The sequence below is a fragment of the Aureibacter tunicatorum genome (assembly GCF_036492635.1).
In the GTDB taxonomy this organism is placed as follows: domain Bacteria; phylum Bacteroidota; class Bacteroidia; order Cytophagales; family Cyclobacteriaceae; genus Aureibacter; species Aureibacter tunicatorum.
In genome coordinates this window covers 455,930-477,688 of record NZ_AP025306.1, presented here as the reverse complement: position 1 = coordinate 477,688, position 21,759 = coordinate 455,930, and the positions used below count along the sequence as shown (strand labels likewise).

Here is a 21,759-nt window from a genome sequence, read left to right as displayed (position 1 = left end):
ATAATGACTTAACCTATAAAACCAAAAAACTTTTTCTTCTTTTTCTTAGCACCCAAATGCTTTTTTTTCAAAATACTCTCATACATTTCACCCCAGTCAGGCAAGCCACCAAAACTTCTATCATCTATGTATAAATCCGCTAAAATCTTTCTACTGACTTTCCCCTCAACATACTTTTCATCCGGATAATTTCTATTACAAGCAAAAAATTCCAATCCTCTTACTTCGCAAAATTTAACCGCTTCTTCAAGTTCTTCACCAGCACGATATGACCACAAAATCAATGTATGTCCCTCAGCTTGAAGAGCCTTTAAGGTATCTATAGCAAAAGGTATTTCTTTGCCTATTTTAGGGTATTTATGCTCTACAATAGTACCATCAAAATCGACTGCTATAACCATCTATCGTTTAATTAAATTTTTAATTTTCATCTTAAAACCTCCATCAGACTCATCGCCATAACTCTCAGAATAAGCATAATACTGATACTTACCATAACTTCCCCCCTTCTTAACTTTTACATCTGTTATAATCAAGCCAATATTATCTTCACTTTTCCCTAAATCATCAATAAATTCAATAGAATCCTTCAAGCTATACCCTTCTCTAACAACAAATAATTTTCGATTCACATATTTGTTTACTAAAGCCGCATCGGTAACCAAACCTAATGGAGCATTATCAAAAACTACATAATCAAAATTCGATTTCGCAATCTTCAAAAACTCTTGAAAACGCTGATTATTTATCAATTCCGAAGGATTCGGGGGCACTGGCCCTGAGGCCACTATTTTCATATTATCATTAACTCCAGAGTTTTGAATAACCTCATCAAAGCTAGTTGAACCTGCTAAATATGTGCTCAGCCCTATGACATTTTTAATAGGCAAGGCCTTATGAAGCCTTGGTTTTCTCAAGTCAGCCCCAACTAAAAGCACTTTCTTCGATGACATCGCAAATATTGATGCCAAATTAATTGAATTAAATGTCTTTCCTTCTCCACTAATTACTGAGTTCAAAGAAATAACTTGCTCGTCATTGCCTTTCATCATAAAGTCTAATTTAGTTCTAAGACTTCTAAATGCTTCAGCTATCGGCGCTCTAGGATTATCAACCACACTAAATTCATCATCAGAGTCATGTTTGATAATCATACCTAATAATGGCAAATCAGTTTTATCTGTAATATCTTTGGCTGATTCTATTTTATTGTTAAAATAATCTTCAAGAAGAACGTAGATAAAAGGTATTAAAAATCCTAATATTAAACCTATCAATAAGTTAAGCAATAGCTTGGGGCCTGTTTTCTCAGATGTCTCAACTCTTGCTATATCAATAATTTTACTATCAGGAACATTAGAGGCTTTTGTAATTTCAGCTTCAGATCTCTTTTGCAACAACAAAGTATATAATTCGCTATTTACTTCAAATTTTCTCTGAATGTTGATTAACTTTTGTTCAGTCTCGGGTAACTGGGCTATATTTTGATTGATTTTACTTAATTGACTATCAATGGTTTCTTTCTCGAAATAAGATGAGTTTAATAAGTTTTTAAGATTCTCAATCAACGAATTTGTAACATTCTGTATTTCCAAATCCACTAAAACTAAACTTGGGTTTTTTTCCTTAGCGGAATAAGAAGTAACCGCTTTTTTATTATAAAGCTCATTGAGTTTGAGTACTAAGTTATTCAACAAAGGATCTTCAATTCCAATAACACTAGGAATGATAATATCTTTGAAAGTTGTCTTCTCTTGAGCATATTCGTTTAAATATTTAAAATAATCAATTTTAATATCTATAAGCGCTTTTTGAGAATGCAAATCCTCTACTTTTTCAATCAACACTTTGCCTTCAGAACTCAAATCAATCACTCGATGATTTGATCTAAAATTTTGATAATGCGTTCCCGTTAACTTTAAAGAATCAGCTACAGTCGCCAATTGTGCATCTATAAACTTAACAGTATTTTCAGATGCCTTATTTTTTTCTTTCAACCAAAAATCTATATACGCATCCGCAAGTTTATTTAAATAAGCGACCTCCTTGGCCGGTACTTCTCCTTCCACATTCAACTGAATCACTGAAGCATCTTTATTTATTAAGCTTGTGTTTAAGCTATTCATATAATCAAGAGTCAGCAGGTTAGGATCTTTAAAAACAAATCGATACTCCTGAAGTCCTTCAGCTTCAAAGTCTATACGGTAATCAACATTTGGAATAACTTTAAATGCAAAAAAATCCGTAACATATTCGTCTCCGAAATTAATTGTCTTTTGCAAATCTAGAACTAAATCTTGTTCCAAAAAGTCATAATCAATTGCCTTTAAATCAGCATCAATTTTCAATTTAAACTCTTGATAATTATTGAAAGATATATCTAACTCAACTTCAGGAAGGTTGAATTTCGACTTGTCATAAACTATTTTAAAAGGAAGTTTCGAAAATTGTTCAGCATACCTGAACACCCCCTTTTTATAATAAAAAATATCAAATGGCAATGCCTCAATTGCCTCCCTATTTAAAGTATATGACTCCAATACGGCAATTTTATTTTGAAGATTTACATTTTTCTGCATGAAATCCAAACCTTCAAACAACTGCATATTTGATCCTCCATTCTCTTCCACTAGAATAGTTGATGAAACTTTATGCTTGGGCGCCATAAACTTAGTTCCAATAAAAGCGAAAAACGCTCCCATGGGAATAAATAAAACAAACAAATACCATTTGCTTAATAATTTAAAAAACAGCTCTTTAAAATTAATGCCCTCTTCTAATTCAAAAAACTCTTCTCGCTTGGCCGAATTCATCTATATGTGTAGTTAAATATGTGTCTTATTTTAAAAATGTAAGTATACTGATCAATGCTGTCAAACCAGTCAAAACCAAACTGTAATTCGACAAACCTGTATTCCAACCTTTTAATTTCGCTGCCTCTACATAAATTATATCATTAGACTGAATATAGTAAGCATCTGAAAGAAATGCTTCCTTACTCGTCAAGTCCAGCCTATACGTTTCATTGCCATTATCAGTAGGCCTAATCACCAAAACCTTTTTCAACTCCCCATATACTGTCACATCCCCAGCGATTGCCAAAGCCTCCAATACATTAAGTTCATTGCTATTATTAAAATAAGCTCCTGGCTTCTTTACTTCCCCCATTACTGTAAATCTATTGTTCAACAATTTTACGGTAACTGTCGCATCATTCAAATACTCATCTGCCCTCGATTGAATAGAATCTCTTGCTTGTTCAAGGTTAAGTCCAGCCATATGAACTTTTCCTAATATCGGAAGCTCGATATCTCCCTCTGTATTTATTATATACCCGAATACATATTGATTTGTCGGAGAATTGTATTTATTAATCTCCATATTTCCTCCCGCACCACCTGTATTACTGAACATTTGGGAAATTTCAGGATTTAAACTTTTCACATCCACATAAAGATTGTCATTGGTTTTTAAAATATGCAACGGAACACTATCATTTACGGCAACTAGTCCAGCTTTATGCAAATCCTGAAAATAAACCAACTCTTTATGAGGCCTACAGGAAAAAAAATTTAAGATTACTAGACTAAAAAACAATAACAAAAAACTTTTCTTCATCTTCTCTACCATTTAAGCAAACTGCTATTTCAATTCATTCGACAAACTTAAAAAAAAATAAAAATAATTAACTATTTGTATCTATTTTTTCTTCTCTTGTTTAATAAATATAAAAGAAAAAGGCTTAAGCAATGAAGCTAAAAGCCTTTTTCCGCAACAAAAATAAAGATTTTTTTTGATTTTAGCTTAAAGTAAAGCTAGATTATCAGGTATATATCTGTTAATTACTTTCTCAATCAAACGAATATATACTTCGCCCCTCTCAGAATACAAAACCAAGCCCTGAGCCATACTAACTGCCTCTGGATCTATTCCAGCTAATCTATTCTGTTCACGAATTTTTCTTAGCTTTTTGTACGCTCTTCCAGTATTAAGCAAATACATGTAATCTTCCACAGCTTCTTGTGGACTAGAATACTTTTTAACAGAAAATTTAGCATCTGGCGCATGCGCGGGCTTCATGCCACAATCAGGCTTATAACAATGTATGCCAAAATAGTTATTAGCCAATTTAGCAAATTTGGAAGTTCCCCAGCCTGTTTCAATAATTGCTTGAGCAAGAACCAGCTTCTCAGGTATAATATCGACATGTATTTTTAATCGATCCAATAAGGCAATCCCTTCAGGATAAGAGTATTCTTCAAGTGGTTTGTTTATTTTCACATCATACTCTTTGGAAATCTTTTGAATCAAATCAATATCATTGACTCCGAACTTTCCATTCATCAGAAAGGTCTCCTCAACATTCAGTATAAGGCTACGCAAGTCTTGTAATTTTTGATTCTCCTCATCAACCAACGGCTTGATCATCCTTATGAAATCCATATGATGATCCTCTAGCTTTCGCTTTGGGCTATGTGCTTCTTCTCCCATAGCAAAGTAGTTGAGAAAGATAAACAACTGAATTACTTTCATTTATATGTAGTTTGGTAAAACGTCGCAAAGTAAAATGAATTTTTTCTTATAAAAAAATTCCTGAGTTCAATATTAGATAAATATAATATTTAAATAGATATATCACTTTAACAATCACAAATTGCTATCAACATCACTCTGAAATCATAATACGCAAAAAAAGCAAGAAAGTGTTTGCTAATAGACCTAATTATCAATGATTTATAATTTTTTAACAGATATAAGCGAGTCAAAGCATAAACGTAAACTATGGCAAGGTTTTTCCATTACCTATAGCATAACTACCATTATTCATATGAATATAAATAAACTCATCTCCTCTAAAGAAATGCTATACAACATAGAGCCCAACCTATTAAACAGCATTATACTTTACGAGCTAGAAAAGCTTACCATTTCATCAAATTTCGAAGCAGGAGTCTATATTTTTATGACATCCAAAAAAAGAGTGATAAAACTTTACAATCATCATCATCAAAATCAATATGCACTATGCGAGCTTCAAACGATGAATAATGCTGTTGAAATACTAGCTTGGTACATTGGTGAATATATACCGAATCAACTAAAGCAAAAAGGACTTCCTTCAAATATTGAAAATATCTTGATACTTTATGAACTTTCAATCTACAACTTGGTATCAGGCCAAATTCCTCTGAAAGTCCAATACCTAATTTCCAAAGTAAAACAAAATTTGCAAAAAAAAGAGCAAAATAAGTTATGTTTAAGAATCAGCGACTTAAGTGGTGAGATTATATTTTGGATGAAATACTATTTTCCTTATACAACATCCAAAACAATTAATAAAATCATGGAAGTCTTCGCTCACAAGATAAAAGATATCGCTGAAGACGACTTCCAAGTACACAACGGGTTCATTACTCTTAACAATTCGGAGCTTCCAGCATTTATAGAATCGGTTATGGAACAGTCCGAACAAATTTTCGACTGGCAATTCAACAGTCTGGATGAGTCATTCAACCCAAAAAACTATTCCAAGTACCATCAAAAGCAACTTCAATTGACATTTATTTCAAATCGCAGAGAAGAACGATGCGACTTAGGGGAGCTCACTCAAAGAATCAAAGACCAAATCATCAACAAATTTGATTTGAAAAATTATCAAAGAATAATCGCTTAAACATTAAGCTTGAAAAAAAGTATTATTACAAAAGGTAATAATATGAAATTTCAGACAATTATCGTATTCGCATTACTCATATGCATTGCTAAAATTTCCTTTGCTCAAAACGAAGAGATTAAACCCCACAAATATAACGTGAAAGTTAAAGTCCCCACTTTCAAGAAAAAAATCCTTACATACCCATTCAAAGAAGGCGATTCAGTAAAAATATCATTTACCAAAGTTAAATCCTCACTTCCCAATACTGGCGGCTATCTCAATAACGACAAAATCAGCAGTTTTGAAAAAACTCAAGCCGCAAAATTACCTGACCCTGCGACTAAATTAAAAGGAGCTGACTCACTAGTTAATACTAACGAACTCCTAGGCAAAGGAGGTATTGGACAGTTCTCATTCACTCAACAAGGTGCTGGACCATTATTTCAAGGAAATAACCTTCCTATGCTTGAAAAAACATTCTACATCAATCAGACGGGGAATTATAGCTTGATATTCAAGAATAAATCTCTATTGCCAAAAACATTTGCCGTGGAAATTACTCAGATGCCAAAGCCAAAGCCTGTCGTAATGCTTGATACGGTAAAGTTCGACACAATAGCCACAGTGATTTTTTCAAAAGAGCTCAATGTATCTCCCAAACTGAATATTTCTCAAAATAGCAGTTATGTTATTCCTATCTCATACCCTGATTTACCAAATCTGCTCGGAATATCTTATGCGATCACAACCGATACAACAATGACTAGCAAACTCACGACAAATGAACCAGGTACATATGATACATCCATACCGTCAAAAGCATTTGGAATTGATAAAATTGAAGTTAGTAGCTCACAGGATCCCGATATCAAATTTCACCTTCTCTATAATGGCGTTCAAGTTCCATTAAGCCAAGATCAAAAACATTTTGGAGCGATTAATCCCTATGAGATTATCAATAAAGATGTCAACTTATATGTAGAAAATAGAAATAAAATTAACTATAAAAAAATCTACATAAAAATGATTTCTTATCACCTACACCTTAAAGAAAATGAAACTTCTAAGCCGTAAAAAGCTCGTTAATTACCTTTTCATATTTTTTCTAACGATCGCTTTTATAGTTCCTACAAGCGCAAATATTTATGACAGCGAAGAAACATTCGAAGTAGAGCTTTTTATGAGCTATCTATTTTTCCAAGACTCTCCTCTTCAGACTAAATTTATGTCAAAAGTAGCTGAAACCACTCAGCCCACCGGACAATCTGAGATCGAAAGCTACAAAAGCGCTGGAAATGATTGCTTGCAAACAAATGTCATGAAATATGATCCTAGAGGTCAAATGAAATCTTGGATACAAAACGAATACGATGAACATGGAAGAAAACTAAAGCAAGCAGTATTTGACAACGAAGGAGTAGTGCAAGGCTATCAGCTATTATCTTATGGATATTCAGGAAGCTATGGTGAATTCGCCGGAGCTTTCTCCCATATGATTCCGGGGGACCCTTGGAGCAGATATGCCCAGTATTTAAGCTATACTAGCTTAGACCCTGCTGGTCTCATTGTATCTCAAGTGCAAAGACATATTGAGAATCAGATTAATGTAGGCAGAGAATACCTATATGGGAAAGGAAGTGAACTCAAAGGCTATATGCAGCACTTTTATGACGAGCAAAACAATAGAGTTCAAACTTTCATTTACAACCAAAGAGGGCGGCTTCAAAACTGGTTGCAATACGAATATGATGAATATGGCCAACCTATAGCTACAACATTATATGATTCCAAGGGCCAAGTAGAAGGCTATGTCAACAATCATTATCAAGAATATCGAAACTATGTTGACTCTCTATATAATTCTTATAGAGGGAAATACGATGAGTACAAAGGAAAAATCGAATATGAGTACAACTCCGCAGGTGAAAAGATTAATCAAACTTACCTTTCCGCCCAAGGAACTGTACTGCAATATACGACATATCAATATGACCAATTTGGAAATATGGTAAGCTCCAAATATTATGATGCAAAAGGACAGATGCTAAATTATGCAACAGCAACGTTCAACTGCCCTTAAAAATAGAAATTATCTTCTATTTCTTTTTCCCCTAAATTTAGAGTTATTTCCACCTTTCTTAAAATCACCAGAGCTTCTTCGGGAATCTCTTTTTCTTCCCTCTCCTCTTCCGCGATATTTTGATGAAGAGTTATTATTATCTTTTTGTTGAGCTCTTTCGATAGAAATTTCTTGGCCTCTAAAGTCGAAATCTTTGATATTAGCAATCAGTTTATCAACAGTGGCTGTATCAATTTCAAAGAATGAAAAGCGATTCATAATTTCAATCTTTCCAATTTCAGCACTGCTTGAATCAAGAGCTTCATTAACAATTCCGATTAGTCTCAAAGGAGTCAACTGGCTATGAGCACCTAAATTGATATACAGCCTGCTCATTTTTGAATTTCCTCTATCTCTACTTTCCGATCTCTCTTTCCTTTCTTTTTTATCCGGAAGATTGATATCCTTGGCATTTTTATAATAAGCCAAAAATCTGTTAAACTCAGCTGAAACAAAATGCTTAATCAAATCTTCTCTGCTAAGCCATTCCAACTTTTGATAAATTTCCGGCAAGAATGGTTCAATTTGCTGTTCATTCACCTCTACTTTTTCGATCTTGTCAATCAAAGCGTAAAGTTGCCTTGTGCAAATATCTTTGCCATTAGGCACAAGCTCTTTTTTGAATTTAATGCTGGAATTTCTCTCAATGTCTTTGATTCTTCTCATCTCACGAGAGTGAATAATAGCGACAGAGATCCCCTTATTACCTGCTCTTCCTGTTCTACCACTTCTGTGCGTGTATACTTCAGGGTCATCAGGCAAATTAAAATTAATAACGTGAGTCAATTCGTTAACATCCAAGCCTCTAGCTGCTACGTCAGTTGCCACTAGCATTTGCAACTGTCGGGACCTGAATTTACCCATTACTTCGTCACGTTGAGCTTGAGAAAGATCTCCATGCAAAGCATCAGCATTGTATCCATCTTGCATTAACTGACTCGCAATATCTTTAGTCTCTTTTCTGGTACGACAGAAAACAATTCCATAAATATTAGGATTTATATCTGCAATTCTTTTCAAAACCTCATACCTGTCTTTGGCATGAACTTGATAGAATACGTGGCTTACATTTTCAGAGCCTAAATTTATCCTTGCAGCCGATAGCTCGATAGGCTCATTCATGTACTCATTACTGATACGCTTTACCTCACCAGACATCGTGGCTGAAAATAAAAGCGTTTGTCTTTCCTCAGGCACGCTACTCAGGATAGCATCTAAATCATCCTTAAATCCCATTGACAACATTTCGTCAGCTTCATCAAGAACAACCCTTTCAACATTACTCAAATTAAGCTTTCTTCTAGAAATTAGATCTTTTGCTCTACCTGGAGTAGCTACCACTACTTGAGCAACTTTTCCTAAAGCTTTAATTTGAGGTTCAATACTAGCACCACCATACACAGCGACAATTTCCAATCCTTTGATGAATTTTGAAAATTGTGTTAAATCGTTAGCAATTTGCAAACAAAGCTCTCTGGTCGGGCATAGTATCAAAGCTTGGGGTTTGCGATTGTCAACATCTATATTATGAATAACTGGCAACCCAAAAGCAGCAGTTTTACCTGTACCTGTTTGGGCAGAAGCGATAATATCCTGTTTCGAATTCAACAAATGAGGAATAGTTTTTTCTTGAATCGGGGTAGGCTTTTCAAAACCCAAAGTCTCAAGAGCGGATAATATCTCTTCTTTAAGACCAGTTTCAGAAAATGAAGTCATAAGAATTTAATTAATTTAGATCTACAAAGATAAGATATTAACCCATCAAAAGGCAATTTTAAGAAAAATATAAAAAAAAAGTGTCAGTGAAGTCAAACTTTTTTAATATCAAAATTTATCTATTCATATAATTGAAGTGTATAAATAGTGAATTCATATTAATATATAAGTATTTATATAAATTTATAAAGCAAATATTATTTTTTAATATTATTACCAAAATTTAATATCATTTTCAATAATTTATCTGAAGTCAATATTATATTTTCAGATCTTTTCCATGAGAACGAGTTTCCTTCCTTTGGCTTAAAAATTGATCGCTGTGCAGTATTAACAAAAACTAAATTTTTATGAAAAAATTACTTGCACTTTGTTTAGCTATTGCTTTGTCATTATCCGCTAAATCACAAACATTTACAGTTCAAGGAACTTGGGGACTCATTAATGGCTCTTCAAGCTTATACGATGATTATCGAGATTTGTCTGTATTATCTTCAAATGATGTTACAATTTCTTACGCTGATATAAATACATGGGGAGCTGAAGCTTCTGTTTATATTATCAAAGGTTGGGGAGTTAACATCGGCTATGCATATGGAGAAAAAAAAAGCAATACATTTGTAACGAGCACAGGTCTTTCCTCTATACCTGATGCTAGAGTATTTATGAATCAAATAAATATCGGACTTGCAAAAAAATTCAAACTTCCTCTTGTTCATATTATTCCAATCGCCGGAATTAATATCTACAATTATACAATTAAAAATTTTCCTGAGAATAATGGTTTATTGCCACCCAATTATAATTTGAAAAATAAAGACGTAACCAATTATGGATTAGATTTAGGGGTGAATGCAAAAATTTTATTATTATCCGCAGGAGTAAAGTATGATATTATTCGTAATTATTTTAAACTTTCATTGGGAATAGGAATATAATAATCAATCTTGTTCACGCTTATTAATTTTATTATAATTTTTAAACTGTTTTTTTATTTCAAAGAAGCTAAGATGGTTTAAAAAATTGATCGAGATGTCGTCTTATGGCAATTGATCTTTAAAGGGCTTTGACTAGACAAAGCCCTTTTTTAATATCGTTCTGTTCCTTCGATAATTTTTTTAATTAATATTTAACTGTTCTTAAATAGCCTGTTTACTTTAAAATAAGTGTTATTTAAAAAAAGCAACATCAAAAAGTATGTGTTTTGTTATTTTATTATTTTATATGTTTTAATGTTTTATTGTTTTCAGAGACAAAATTGATAATGTAAATATCTGATTATTAGTTACTTACTTGCTATAAAAATTTTGAATATACAGTTCATTATTAAATACGAGACAGTATATTATTAAAATCTATACAGTAAAATATTGATTATAGAACTTAATGATATTAAAAATAGTCCAGTATAATATTAATGAAGATTCAGTATGTTATTAAAGCTTTTAAACAAAAGACTTTTCACCAGTTAATTATTAAAAAAAGAACAGCTTAATATTAAAAATAAGCTTATTCTGGTCATAAATTTTTTACATACTCATCTAGAAACAGTAGAATATTAATTTTTTTAATAGAAATATACTTGCCTCTATCATTTATAAACAGTAAACTATTAATAATTTCAACGGATTATAAGCACTTAAGACAGTAAATTATTAAAAAATAGTTGAAAAGACAGTAGTATATTAAGCATTCAACAGCAGGTTATTAATGAAAGGTGCTTTAGAACAGTTGAATATAAAGTATAATCCAGTCATTTATTAAGTACTTTAATGAATATCCAATTTCTTTAATAATCAACTGTTCTTTCGAGTTTTTCTTTCATTTTCTTGATTAACCAGTAAAATATTAAAGAATTTTCACTTATGCTTTTGATAGCAACAGTATTTTATTAAATTTAAAACAGTAAAATATTAAAGAACAATTTTTGTGAGTGTGAAAAGTGGCGACTAAAAGCAATAAAGAACAGCAAGATATTAAGTCATTAATGATGAAAGAAGATAGTTTCGAATCATTTAAAATTGTAAAAGGAGACGATGTTGAATATATAGGTGCGCGTAGAGTAGTCAAGTCCAACAAGATTGTTGAATCAAGACAGAAGTTTTCTTTGACGCAACAAAGAGCTATAATTTTAGCGATTGCGCAGATTAAACCTACTGATGAACAATTAAAACCGTTGAAAGTGAAAATTGCTGATATATTGGCATTGCCTGATGGAAAGAAAATTTCCGGGGCTCAATATCAACAGGTTCGAGAGGAAATAATGAAGTTGACCAATTCTTCCATCGATATTATTAAAAATGATCAGAGCTGGGTCAGTTATGGTTTCATCTCTCAAGTTAAAAAGGAAGAAAGAGAAAATTTTATTACGATTAAATTCAATGAAGATATCAAGCCATTTTTATTGAATTTGAAGAGCACATATACGTCATATTTTGTATTGAGTGTCGAGAATTTTAGAAAGGTGCATAGTATTAGAATCTATGAACTTTGCAAGCAGTATTTAAAAATTGGCAGTAGAAAAATAGAGTATCAGTTTTTACTGGATATGTTGTATCTGAAAAAATCGAAGTTGTATCAAAAGTATGGTAGGTTTAACGAAAATGTATTGAAGCCATGCATTAAAGAAATAAATGAGACCTCTGATATTTTTGTGGAGTATGAACCGGTGAAGGATGGTAGAAAAGTTACTCATATTTATTTGAAGACTCGTTTGAAGCCTCATTCGATGGAAGAAAAATATGAGCGAATGAGATTGTTGAAATCAAAAGAACGAAAGTCAATCCAGACGACAAGCAATGAGGATACTTTAAAGCAAGCACCTCTTTCTTTAGATACTGCATACGTACGAACCAATGTTGCTGAATCCAAAGATAAAGTAACGAAAAAGCCAGCTGCGATTGTTCAAAATGTTTATGATAAACTAACGCAAAAATATACGAAGGAAAAGGTTGACTTTGTTTATGAATTAATTTCTGAAAGAGATGATATATCAAATCCTTCTGGCTATTTGATAAAGGCGTTGAGAGAAGGATATTTTGATGATCAATTTGAAGTTGCAAATATGCAGAGATCACAAGCTAGTGATGCTATTCAAACTTCAAGATTTGAGTATCAAGATAAGAAAGATCAAATAAATATCGCCTATGATCAGTTCCGAAAGAATCTTTTGAGAAGGTATTATGAAAATGCTTCTGATGAAGATTTGGAAGAATTTATTTTTACTTATGAAGAGAGTGAAAATACTATGGAAAAGAGATATGCTCAAGAATATATAGATTCCTCTCCTTCTCCTTATGCAAAGAATTTTTTTGCAACTTGGTTAATTGAAAATCATGGAAGTGATGATGATAAGTTGATGCTAAATGTTAAACATTATGCTAAAATTGAATATGATTTTGAATGGTAATATATAATAAAAAATATTATGTTAAATAAAACTATGTCATAAGTTTCCTCCTATATTCATTTATTAAATTTTAAAGTTTTCTATGAACGCTAATTACAGCTGCAACGGTGCTAATAGGCAAAGCTAAAGCCATTCCTATAAATGGGATCATTAGTATAATCATAAAAACAGCTCCATTGCCAATGGTAAGTAATCTATTCTTTTTTACAAATATTAAACTTTGGTTATAGTTAAAATATTTTTCAAGGGTGAAATCAAAATTTCCAAATCCGGCATAGTACGCTTGCACTAAAAAAACTAAAAATCCGAAAACTACGCCTACAATCGGAACGAAACTTAGAATTACAAATGGGATGACTAATACCAATTCAAAAATTAGATTTCTCGTATTTAATAAAATACTTCTCATTAATGATTGTATAAAATTCACATTCCGAGATTCTACTTTATTGCCTAAATGCGTTTCTACCCTATCAATGATCAGCCCCATGAACGGAGAGGAAATAGCCATCAATAAATGCTTAAAAATGATAAGACTAAACAAAAACAAAATTGCCCCACCTATGAAAGTTGATACTTTGTTTAAAGTACTTTTTCCAAACTCCCAAGTCCATTTTTCAACTAATAAGCGGCCAAAGTCTGAAGAATAATTAAACACTAAAGCAACCATAATACTCCCAATTAGAATAGACATAACTAGTGGGACTAAAAAGTAATGATAAAGTCGAAGTTTGTGTATTATTTTTAAAGCTTTCGTATTATCCCAAGCTCCTTTGAATAGATCTTTCATTAGGTTTTATATTGTTGTAAAGTAACTAAAATAAAAAAACGCCATTGAAAGACAATCAATGGCGTCAATTAAAATAATAATACTATATTCTATTGCACTTTAGTTAAGTTTTCTTTTTTCAAATGTTTATCAAGAAATGCTTCCATCGAACGATAAAATTCAAACTTATTCTCCTCATTTCTAAAGCCATGTCCTTCATTATCTTTGACAAGATATTCGACTTCCACACCACGTGCTTTCATCGCTTTTACCATCTGGTCACTTTCACTTTTATTTACTCTAGGATCGTTTGCTCCTTGAGCTATAAATAAAGGCGATTTGATTTTTTCAGCATTTAGAGCTGGGGAAGTATTTTTCAATTGAACAGAATCTGCTTTCAAATCGCCAACCATTTCATAAAGCATTTCTAAATAAGGCTTCCAATATGGAGGGATTGTTCCCATAAAAGTAAATAGATTTGATACTCCAACATAATCTACTCCACAAGCATAAAGATCAGGCTCTCTTACTAGTCCTTGAAGAGTCGCATAGCCACCATAACTACCTCCATAAATTGCTATTCTATTCTTATCAGCTATTCCTTGTTCTACAAGCCAATTTGTGCCGTCAGTAATATCATCCTGCATAGTTTTTCCCCATTGTTTAAATGACTTTGTCCAAAAGGATTTTCCGTAACCAGTAGAACCTCTAAAATTCATCTGCAATACTGCATAACCTCTATTCGCAAAAAATTGAACTTCAGGATTAAAGCCCCAGCTATCTCTAGCCCAAGGACCTCCATGTGGGTTGATAATCACTGGCAAATTTTCAGCTTTGACTCCTACTGGCAAAGTCAAGTATCCATTGATTTTAAGACCATCTCTTGTTGTGTATTCGATTGGCTTCATTTCCGCCATTTGATTTTTATCCAACCAAGGTGAAAGATCTTCTAGCTTTTGAAGTTTGTCAGCTTTAACATCATAGAAATAATAGCTACCTCTAGATTTATCGCTATAAGTTCTAACGATTAGTTTATCTTCTTCTTTATTTTCAGATGAAATAATAGCTTGTTCATCACTAGGAAGTTGCGCTTTTAATTTATTGTAAACTGTCTCACTTTCTGCATCTAAGAAGTGAAGGTGATCTTTATCCGTTTCAAAATGGACAGCAGTTAATTTTTTACGCTTTTTTGAATAAGACAAATTGTAAACATCTACATCATTATGCTCGAATATACTTTCTTGCTCTGTTTTGGATTCTATATTAAATAGTTTGATGGCATTTTTATCTCTGCCAATATTTGAGCTAACATATAAGTTCTTATTATCAAAAGTAAAAATCAATGGCTTAAAACTATCTTTAAATGTAGTGGTCAATAGTTCTTGAAATGGTTCTGATTCTGTCGCTCTATAAAGAATGGAAGTGTTAACCCCATCTGTTGTCGTTGCGATTCTTAGCTTGCCTTGATGGTCAGTTTTCCAGCCTGTGATATTGCCCGGATTTTCAGCAAGCATCTCAAGTTCTCCAGTATTCACATTAAGTCTATAAGGATCAAAAATTTGAGGGTTTCGTTTATTCAAACCAATGAGTATATAGTCATCTTGATTCTCTAACTCATCGATAAACTGAGTGACCACATTGTCAAACTTTGTTAACGCAATAGCATTTTTGCCATCTTTGTCGACAGCCATCGCATAATAATTTTCATCGCCACCATTATCTCTTAAATAAATTAATCTTTGGCTGTTTACCCATCCTAGACCTGCGATATCTCTATCTGTAACTGAGGTTAATCTAAAAGCGGAATCTTGATCTATTTTTTTCACAAATAGATTCATCCTATTTTTCCAAGGAGCTAAATAGGCAAAATATTCACCATCAGGTGAAATTTTAAAAGAGCGTTTTTCGACGTTTCTAAAAAAATTCTCAAGTTCAATTTTAGGTACTGGTTCCAGAGAAGCTAATTTTTGTTCTTTGTTTTGACAAGAGCTAAGTATATTAACCAGTAGAAGTACTGACAAAAAAATACACCTTGTTTTCAAATGTTTCATTATAGTAGAATTAAAAAGATATTAAAATAATTATGAAGAAATGTTATAATTTAAAACGCTAAACTCCGAATTGAGTGAAATGGTGATCAATATGTTTGCTAAACATATTGTTCCATTCTTGCGAGCTTAATTTTCCAAAAGAATGAGATTCTTTATTTTCAAAATATTCAGGTCCAAGAGTGTAAGTGTGATCTATATAATTCACTAGCCTATCCTTTTCAACATCAAATTCTCTTTGGCCAGAAATAATAAATTGTGAGGCCGTTCTTTTACTTTTACCATATGGCTTAGTGCCAGTAACCAATGGTTTGACCAATAATTTCAAGAGAAACTTCGTCAGTGCATTAGGTTTAGGATGAATGTCTTCATAGGTCATTTCAAACATTACATTGAGATGGGCAAGCATTTCGCTTGCATTCATTTTTCCCCATTTAGGTTGCGAGTCATGATTGATATTTTCAAGCCTGCTTTTAAAAGCTTCAATATCGGAGTTTTTGAAAATGTTATTAATATTCATGATGAATTTGAAATATATTTTGAACCTGCAATATATTAAAAAACACAAAATATCTTTATTTTATTAAATAAAAAAGGAGCTAATTATTAGCTCCTTTTATGTGTAAAGAATGACATTGTAACTAAACTAAAGAACATTTTCAATTTCATCTACTGCTGTATTTTCTTCTTCAACTAAAGTTTCATCAGCAAAAGCTTGTTCTTGTTCATTAACTCTTTCTTCTAAAAGCTTAATAAAATATGAATCAGAATATGGAGCATTTTGGATAAATTCTTTTGCTTTCGCAATGTCTAAGTCTTCATTGATATTGCCAATTTTCTTAAGCATAAGTATAGCTGTAGTAACATCCTCTACTTTCGTTGTTACTGCCGAAGTATTTAGCCAACCACTTTTCTTTCTTTCTTTTCCAACAACTTTAATCCAATCACCTTTGCTTTCTTCGATTGCAAGCATCTCGCCTATTTCGAATTTTTTATCAGTAAGTGTCAATGCATCAGGTCGTTTATGTATCGGACTTTGTTTAAGGATCGCTGCAGCTGAGCCATTTACGACTAAACAGTATTCATTAGCCCAACCTTCTTTGCCGTCCGAAAGTCTTACTTTACAATAAACTCTTTTAGAGTTTTTATCATTTTCTTTTTCCCCTAGATAAATGAGTGACTCGCCAAGACTAATAGAAGAAAGCCATTTGCCTTTGCTGTCTGGAGTTGCTAATAAAGACGTTTTATCCCAAACACATATTGTAGGAAACTCTTCCGCTTTTACTTCTTCTACTTTAGCAGTCTCTGTAGATGCTTCTTTTATATTTGAAGTATCTGTTGTAGATTCTTTAGAGCTTTTATTGTCTGTGCAAGAATTAAATATTACCACAGATGCAGCAAGAATAAAAGTAAATTTTTTAAACATAATATATTGTTTTGTTTCATTATTTAGATAGTAAATATATTTAATTATAATTTATCATATTATAAAAAGTATAATAAATATTTATGCAAATTAGACATTATGTTAAATAGGTGATTTTAGTTATATTTTTCAAAAAGCATGACTAAATCTTGCAATTGTTTTTCATACAGACTTCCTTCCTTTGAATTCATAACAACAATTCTATACGTATAAAAAAAACGCTCATCAAATAAATCTTTTTTTGAAACGAATTCATTAAATATCTCCTCAATAGAATCAGTACCAATTTCACTTGTCAAACAATTTAGAATCAAATTCAATGAATAATAATGACCTTCATATACCTTCCCTCTATTGCAAATTTTTTTTAAAACATTATTAGACTCATTTGCCGCTTGCAAATGACCAGTATTAATTGAGACAAGAGAATACATGTAAGTTATATAGGCTAGATCATTTGCAAATTTTTGATTTGATACAGTATCATTATTTCTATTAAAATCATGGTTATCATATAATGATAAAATCGTTTCAAGAGGCTTCATATTTTTTGAAAAAGAATATCTTGAAACTGAGTCTTTAAAAAAATATTTAGTTTTCAAATAGTTTGTAAAATCATTATCCAGTTGTTCATGTGCTGAATAATATTCTTCAAAAGCCAAGTGTTGGTATGTTTTGTTTAAATTCAAAACCACTTCGTTTTCACAAAAATTTTGATTTACAAAAAGGTAAAGTTCTGAAAAGATTTTATCCAGCCCCAAATCACTTCTATTGAAATTCACTTGAGCTATTTTTTTAAAAGATTGAAAACTGTTTAAATTTTTAAATTCTATGGTTATTTCATTTTCTTTAAATGAATTATATGTTAAATAGAGGTAGGCTGTTATAGCTATTTCAGGCAAAAATTCTTTACACTTGTATCTGTTAAATGACAACCATTCGATATTATCATAACCAAACTGCTTTGCATATTCATCTCTACTCTCTCCTATAAGAAAGTATGCGCAAGAATCCACTTTAGTATTTAATTGTATTAGAAACTTGCTCAGTTGTGAATTCAACTCTTGTTCATCTTTTTCTGAAACTTCAGTTTCCATATTTACTTTTGATGTCAAAACCAATATAGGCCTTGAATCAAATGAGAATGCTGGAATAGATAATTGCAATAATATTAATAAAATGGAAAAAAAATTTGACATGAGAATTTTTGATTTAGTTATTAATTAAAAACAAATGAAATCAAAAAAATCAAATTTGATACTATATAATCGATAATTTTAATAAAAAACTAATAAATAAGTTAAATATTTTTTAAGGACATTATAACTGCAAAACACCCTATAATATCATTTACTAACCATATGATTATACTTTGAAAAATAAATTTAAAAAATACAGACTATAAGTAGTCTAAGTTTGAAAAGATATAAAAATGAAATTTTTCTTAATTATTTAATTATATAGACAACAATAGTTTCCATATATTCAAAAAACAGGAATAACACTTGTTCTCTTAATTTCATTTAAAACAAATGTGCTTTTTATTTGAGAAACATTTGGCAGGGCTGCTAATTTACCAGATGAGAAATCATGATAAGCATTAAGATCTTTGACAATAACCTTTAACAAAAAATCATTGCTTCCGCCCATCAGGTATCCTTCCGCAACTTCTGGTATCGCACCGATAGCTTCTTTAAACTTATTTATTTCCTCTATCCTTTGACTCTCCAAGCACACGGAACAAAAAACAATCATTACATTGTCAATTTTATTGGTATTAAGCACTGCTACATACTTATCAATAATACCATCTTGCTCATACCTTTTCATTCTCTCATATATCGGCGATTTAGTCAAGTTCAATTTGTCTGCTATTTCTTTCACGCTGACTTTTGAGTTCTCTTGTAATAAATGAAGAATCTTTCTGTCTATTTCATCTAACTTGCTCATAGGACTTTTTCCTTTTTCAGACATCATCCATGTCTTTCAACACATCATTTTCCTTTCAAAAATCAAATTACAGGAAAAATTACTTAATTATTCTAATTATTCAGAAAAATATATCAATAAAACTAATTTTGCCCCTGAATTTAAAAACGAACAAACACAACTATGCACCCAGAAAGTTTAATGATGTCATATGGATATAAACCTGAGTTATCAGAAGGCTCGGTTAAAGCCCCATTATTTCAGACATCTACATTTGTTTTCAAATCAGCGGAAGATGGCAAAGCTTTTTTTGAAGTAGCTTATGGATTAAGAGAAAAAGAGAACAATGAAGAACTAGGTCTAATTTATAGCAGATTAAATAACCCTAATCTTGAAATTTTAGAAGATAGACTTACTCTTTGGGACAAAGCTGAGGAATGCGCCGTATTTGAGAGTGGCATGTCAGCCATTAGTTCTGTTATGCTTGAGTTTTTGAAGCCGGGCGATTTACTATTGTATAGTATGCCTACATATGGAGGAACAGATCACTTTATCACACATTTTCTTTCTTCAATCGGCGTAGATTCTATTGGTTTCACTCCAGATCAAAGCAAGGGTGAAATAATAGAGATGATAGACAAGTCAGGCAAAGCCAAGAATCTATCTTTAGTTTATCTGGAAACTCCTGCCAACCCAACTAATCAATTAATTGACATTGAAATGTGCAGGGAAATAGCCGATCACTATACTCAAGAGCAAAAAAATGTTTATTTAGCTGTAGACAATACCTATATGGGACCTCTTTGGTCAAGTCCGATACAATTTGGAGCTGATTTGGTTATTTATTCTGCGACCAAATATCTTGGTGGACACAGCGATTTGATAGCCGGAGCAGTACTCGGCAATCATGAATTGATAAGCAGAGTCAAAGGCATACGCACATTTTTTGGGAATATGGCTAGCCCACACACAAGTTGGTTGCTATTGAGAAGCTTGGAAACTCTAAAAATCAGAATGGAACAACAAGCAACAAATGCCAGAAAAATAGCTGACTTCTTGAACGAACAAGAAACTGTTGAAAAGGTCCATTATTTAGGTAATCTTAGCCCAGAGAGCAAAAACTATTCAATATATAAAAAACAATACAGATCATCAGGGGCAATGATTTCTTTTGAAATCAAAGGTGGTGAAAAAGAAGCTTTCGAATTTTTAAACAATCTTAAGTTAATCAAATTAGCTGTGAGCTTAGGCGGAACAGAAAGTCTAGCCCAACATCCTGCCACAATGACACATATTGGGATGGATGAAGATTTGAAATCAAAAATTGGGATAAAAAGCAATCTAATAAGATTATCAGTCGGCGTTGAAAATCATGAAGATTTAATCTATGAAATTTCAGCGAGTCTGGAAAAGATCAACACAGGTTACATTACACAGGAAATTTAAAATAATCTCTGATCTATTTTTCATTTTCATAAATCCTTGTTTTAATTTTTATTTATTCATCAAGGTCAGCTTGTCAGATTTAAGACAAGCTGTTTTTCTGTTTATATATTTCAAAAACGAATAATTATATATTAATTCAAAACAAACAAAATAAGCTTAGAATTAGATTATCATTTAAAATATAAATCATATAAAATGAAACATCTGTTTAAAACTCTAAGCTATACTGCTATACTATCAATGCTTTTAGCTTTCTTCTCATCTTGCAGCAATGACGATTCTTCCAGTGCCCCAAATACTGTAAGTCAACAAGTACTTTCAAATTATGGAAACTCAGAGTTTGCTAAACTTTACAAAAAATCGAAGTTTTATGATGAACTAAATAAAGAGATTGATTACAAAGTAGATCTTTTCATTCCAACTAATGCAGCCCTAGAAAGCGAATTTTCAACCGAAGAACTTAATTCCTTAGGCCAAAAAGAATTAGACAGACTAATAGGTCTTCATATAGTCAAGGTAGACTATAACCAAAGCAAATTCACCAAAAAACTGTATGACACAGAAGCTACAAATAACGATGGCCAGTCGATCAAAGCCCATATATCTTATAACTATGGGAATCTTTATATCAATGGTGTAAAAGCCGTTGAGAAAAAAAATGAAAAATACTGCGCGATTTATCAAATTGATGGTTTTCCTGACCCTCGGGATATTGTTAGAATACTTGCAGCAGATGAAGATTATTCCAAATTTTATTCATTATTGAAAAAAGTCGCTGATAATGAATCAAGACTTAAAAGTTTAATCTATAACAAGGAAAATGACTTTACAATATTCCCTGTGGACAATGATGGAGTGAATACTTATCTTAAAGACAACAATTACACAAATGTAGAAGATATTCCTCTTGAAAAAGCAGAGAAAATCATCGGAAGACATGTAGCGAAAATAAGAGTGGAAGCCAATCCAGATAAAGCTATCATATTTACTAATTTCAATGGAGAAAAAAGCAAAGTAGAAATAAAAAATGGCCAAGCGAGAGTTTATTATCAACTTGAAGATAATAACTCCAGCAAAGAAAACTCACAATCGGAAGTGAATCTTAGCGAACTAGAAAAACTAGGATTAAAAGGCGGCACGTCAATATTAACAAAACTTTTCACTTCAGGATTATCTGATTTGTTTGATGCATTCTAAAGAATATTTAGAAGCTGCTTAATGTTAAGCAGCTTCTAAACATT

General features: G+C 31.9%; 18 protein-coding genes. 7 read left to right on the top strand and 11 right to left on the bottom strand.

Going from position 1 to position 21,759, the window contains the following annotated elements:
* Positions 1 to 8: 8 nt before the first annotated feature.
* From AABK36_RS21985 to AABK36_RS21970, 4 genes are all read right to left on the bottom strand, one after another.
* Positions 9 to 401 carry a BT0820 family HAD-type phosphatase gene (locus AABK36_RS21985; RefSeq protein WP_309941012.1) on the bottom strand — a complete coding sequence of 131 codons (393 nt, stop codon included), beginning with the start codon at positions 399 to 401 and terminating at the stop codon, positions 9 to 11.
* Positions 402 to 2,813 (bottom strand): polysaccharide biosynthesis tyrosine autokinase, encoded by a 2,412-nt coding sequence (locus AABK36_RS21980; RefSeq protein WP_309941014.1) that lies wholly within the window; start codon positions 2,811 to 2,813, stop codon positions 402 to 404. It abuts the gene before it with no gap.
* A 25-nt stretch (positions 2,814 to 2,838) separates the two neighbouring features.
* On the bottom strand, positions 2,839 to 3,618 hold the full coding sequence (locus AABK36_RS21975; RefSeq protein WP_309941016.1) for a polysaccharide biosynthesis/export family protein: 780 nt from the start codon (positions 3,616 to 3,618) through the stop codon (positions 2,839 to 2,841).
* Between the two features lie 186 nt (positions 3,619 to 3,804).
* Complete coding sequence (locus AABK36_RS21970; protein ID WP_309941019.1) at positions 3,805 to 4,533, bottom strand: glucosaminidase domain-containing protein; 729 nt, start codon at positions 4,531 to 4,533, stop codon at positions 3,805 to 3,807.
* Positions 4,534 to 4,828: 295 nt separating this feature from the next.
* Between AABK36_RS21970 and AABK36_RS21965 the strand changes: the two genes are divergently transcribed.
* Genes AABK36_RS21965 through AABK36_RS21955 form a run of 3 tightly spaced genes read left to right on the top strand, consistent with a single transcriptional unit; the run spans position 4,829 to position 7,736 of the window.
* Positions 4,829 to 5,674, top strand: coding sequence for a hypothetical protein (locus AABK36_RS21965; RefSeq protein WP_309941021.1), 846 nt, complete (start codon positions 4,829 to 4,831; stop codon positions 5,672 to 5,674).
* A 42-nt stretch (positions 5,675 to 5,716) separates the two neighbouring features.
* Complete coding sequence (locus tag AABK36_RS21960; protein WP_309941025.1) at positions 5,717 to 6,730, top strand: hypothetical protein; 1,014 nt, start codon at positions 5,717 to 5,719, stop codon at positions 6,728 to 6,730.
* On the top strand, positions 6,711 to 7,736 hold the full coding sequence (locus AABK36_RS21955) for a hypothetical protein (RefSeq protein WP_309941027.1): 1,026 nt from the start codon (positions 6,711 to 6,713) through the stop codon (positions 7,734 to 7,736). Before AABK36_RS21960 ends, AABK36_RS21955 begins: the two co-directional genes overlap by 20 nt.
* 9 nt (positions 7,737 to 7,745) lie before the next feature.
* Here the strand turns inward: AABK36_RS21955 and AABK36_RS21950 are convergent, their stop codons facing one another.
* Complete coding sequence (locus AABK36_RS21950) at positions 7,746 to 9,491, bottom strand: DEAD/DEAH box helicase (RefSeq protein WP_309941028.1); 1,746 nt, start codon at positions 9,489 to 9,491, stop codon at positions 7,746 to 7,748.
* A 350-nt stretch (positions 9,492 to 9,841) separates the two neighbouring features.
* Here AABK36_RS21950 and AABK36_RS21945 point away from each other — a divergent pair, with 350 nt between their 5' ends.
* Both AABK36_RS21945 and AABK36_RS21940 read left to right on the top strand, forming a co-directional pair.
* On the top strand, positions 9,842 to 10,429 hold the full coding sequence (locus tag AABK36_RS21945; RefSeq protein WP_309941029.1) for a hypothetical protein: 588 nt from the start codon (positions 9,842 to 9,844) through the stop codon (positions 10,427 to 10,429).
* Between the two features lie 1,004 nt (positions 10,430 to 11,433).
* Positions 11,434 to 12,900: a replication initiation protein gene (locus tag AABK36_RS21940; RefSeq protein ID WP_309941032.1), complete on the top strand. Its 1,467-nt coding sequence runs from the start codon at positions 11,434 to 11,436 to the stop codon at positions 12,898 to 12,900.
* Positions 12,901 to 12,970: 70 nt separating this feature from the next.
* On the opposite strand, the gene AABK36_RS21935 is transcribed toward AABK36_RS21940, so the two are convergent.
* The 6 genes from AABK36_RS21935 to AABK36_RS21910 form a co-directional block, all read right to left on the bottom strand.
* Positions 12,971 to 13,690, bottom strand: coding sequence for an EI24 domain-containing protein (locus AABK36_RS21935; protein WP_309941035.1), 720 nt, complete (start codon positions 13,688 to 13,690; stop codon positions 12,971 to 12,973).
* An 89-nt stretch (positions 13,691 to 13,779) separates the two neighbouring features.
* Positions 13,780 to 15,720: a S9 family peptidase gene (locus tag AABK36_RS21930; protein ID WP_309941038.1), complete on the bottom strand. Its 1,941-nt coding sequence runs from the start codon at positions 15,718 to 15,720 to the stop codon at positions 13,780 to 13,782.
* Between the two features lie 58 nt (positions 15,721 to 15,778).
* Positions 15,779 to 16,237 (bottom strand): DUF1569 domain-containing protein, encoded by a 459-nt coding sequence (locus AABK36_RS21925; protein WP_309941040.1) that lies wholly within the window; start codon positions 16,235 to 16,237, stop codon positions 15,779 to 15,781.
* A gap of 126 nt (positions 16,238 to 16,363) precedes the next feature.
* Positions 16,364 to 17,143 carry an SH3 domain-containing protein gene (locus AABK36_RS21920; protein ID WP_309941041.1) on the bottom strand — a complete coding sequence of 260 codons (780 nt, stop codon included), beginning with the start codon at positions 17,141 to 17,143 and terminating at the stop codon, positions 16,364 to 16,366.
* A gap of 116 nt (positions 17,144 to 17,259) precedes the next feature.
* Positions 17,260 to 18,342 carry a hypothetical protein gene (locus tag AABK36_RS21915; protein ID WP_338390333.1) on the bottom strand — a complete coding sequence of 361 codons (1,083 nt, stop codon included), beginning with the start codon at positions 18,340 to 18,342 and terminating at the stop codon, positions 17,260 to 17,262.
* Positions 18,343 to 18,628: 286 nt separating this feature from the next.
* Complete coding sequence (locus AABK36_RS21910) at positions 18,629 to 19,093, bottom strand: Lrp/AsnC family transcriptional regulator (RefSeq protein ID WP_309941045.1); 465 nt, start codon at positions 19,091 to 19,093, stop codon at positions 18,629 to 18,631.
* A gap of 162 nt (positions 19,094 to 19,255) precedes the next feature.
* Here AABK36_RS21910 and AABK36_RS21905 point away from each other — a divergent pair, with 162 nt between their 5' ends.
* Positions 19,256 to 20,518 carry a cystathionine gamma-synthase family protein gene (locus AABK36_RS21905; protein WP_309941047.1) on the top strand — a complete coding sequence of 421 codons (1,263 nt, stop codon included), beginning with the start codon at positions 19,256 to 19,258 and terminating at the stop codon, positions 20,516 to 20,518.
* A 195-nt stretch (positions 20,519 to 20,713) separates the two neighbouring features.
* Positions 20,714 to 21,715 carry a fasciclin domain-containing protein gene (locus AABK36_RS21900; protein WP_309941049.1) on the top strand — a complete coding sequence of 334 codons (1,002 nt, stop codon included), beginning with the start codon at positions 20,714 to 20,716 and terminating at the stop codon, positions 21,713 to 21,715.
* Positions 21,716 to 21,759 lie beyond the last annotated feature (44 nt).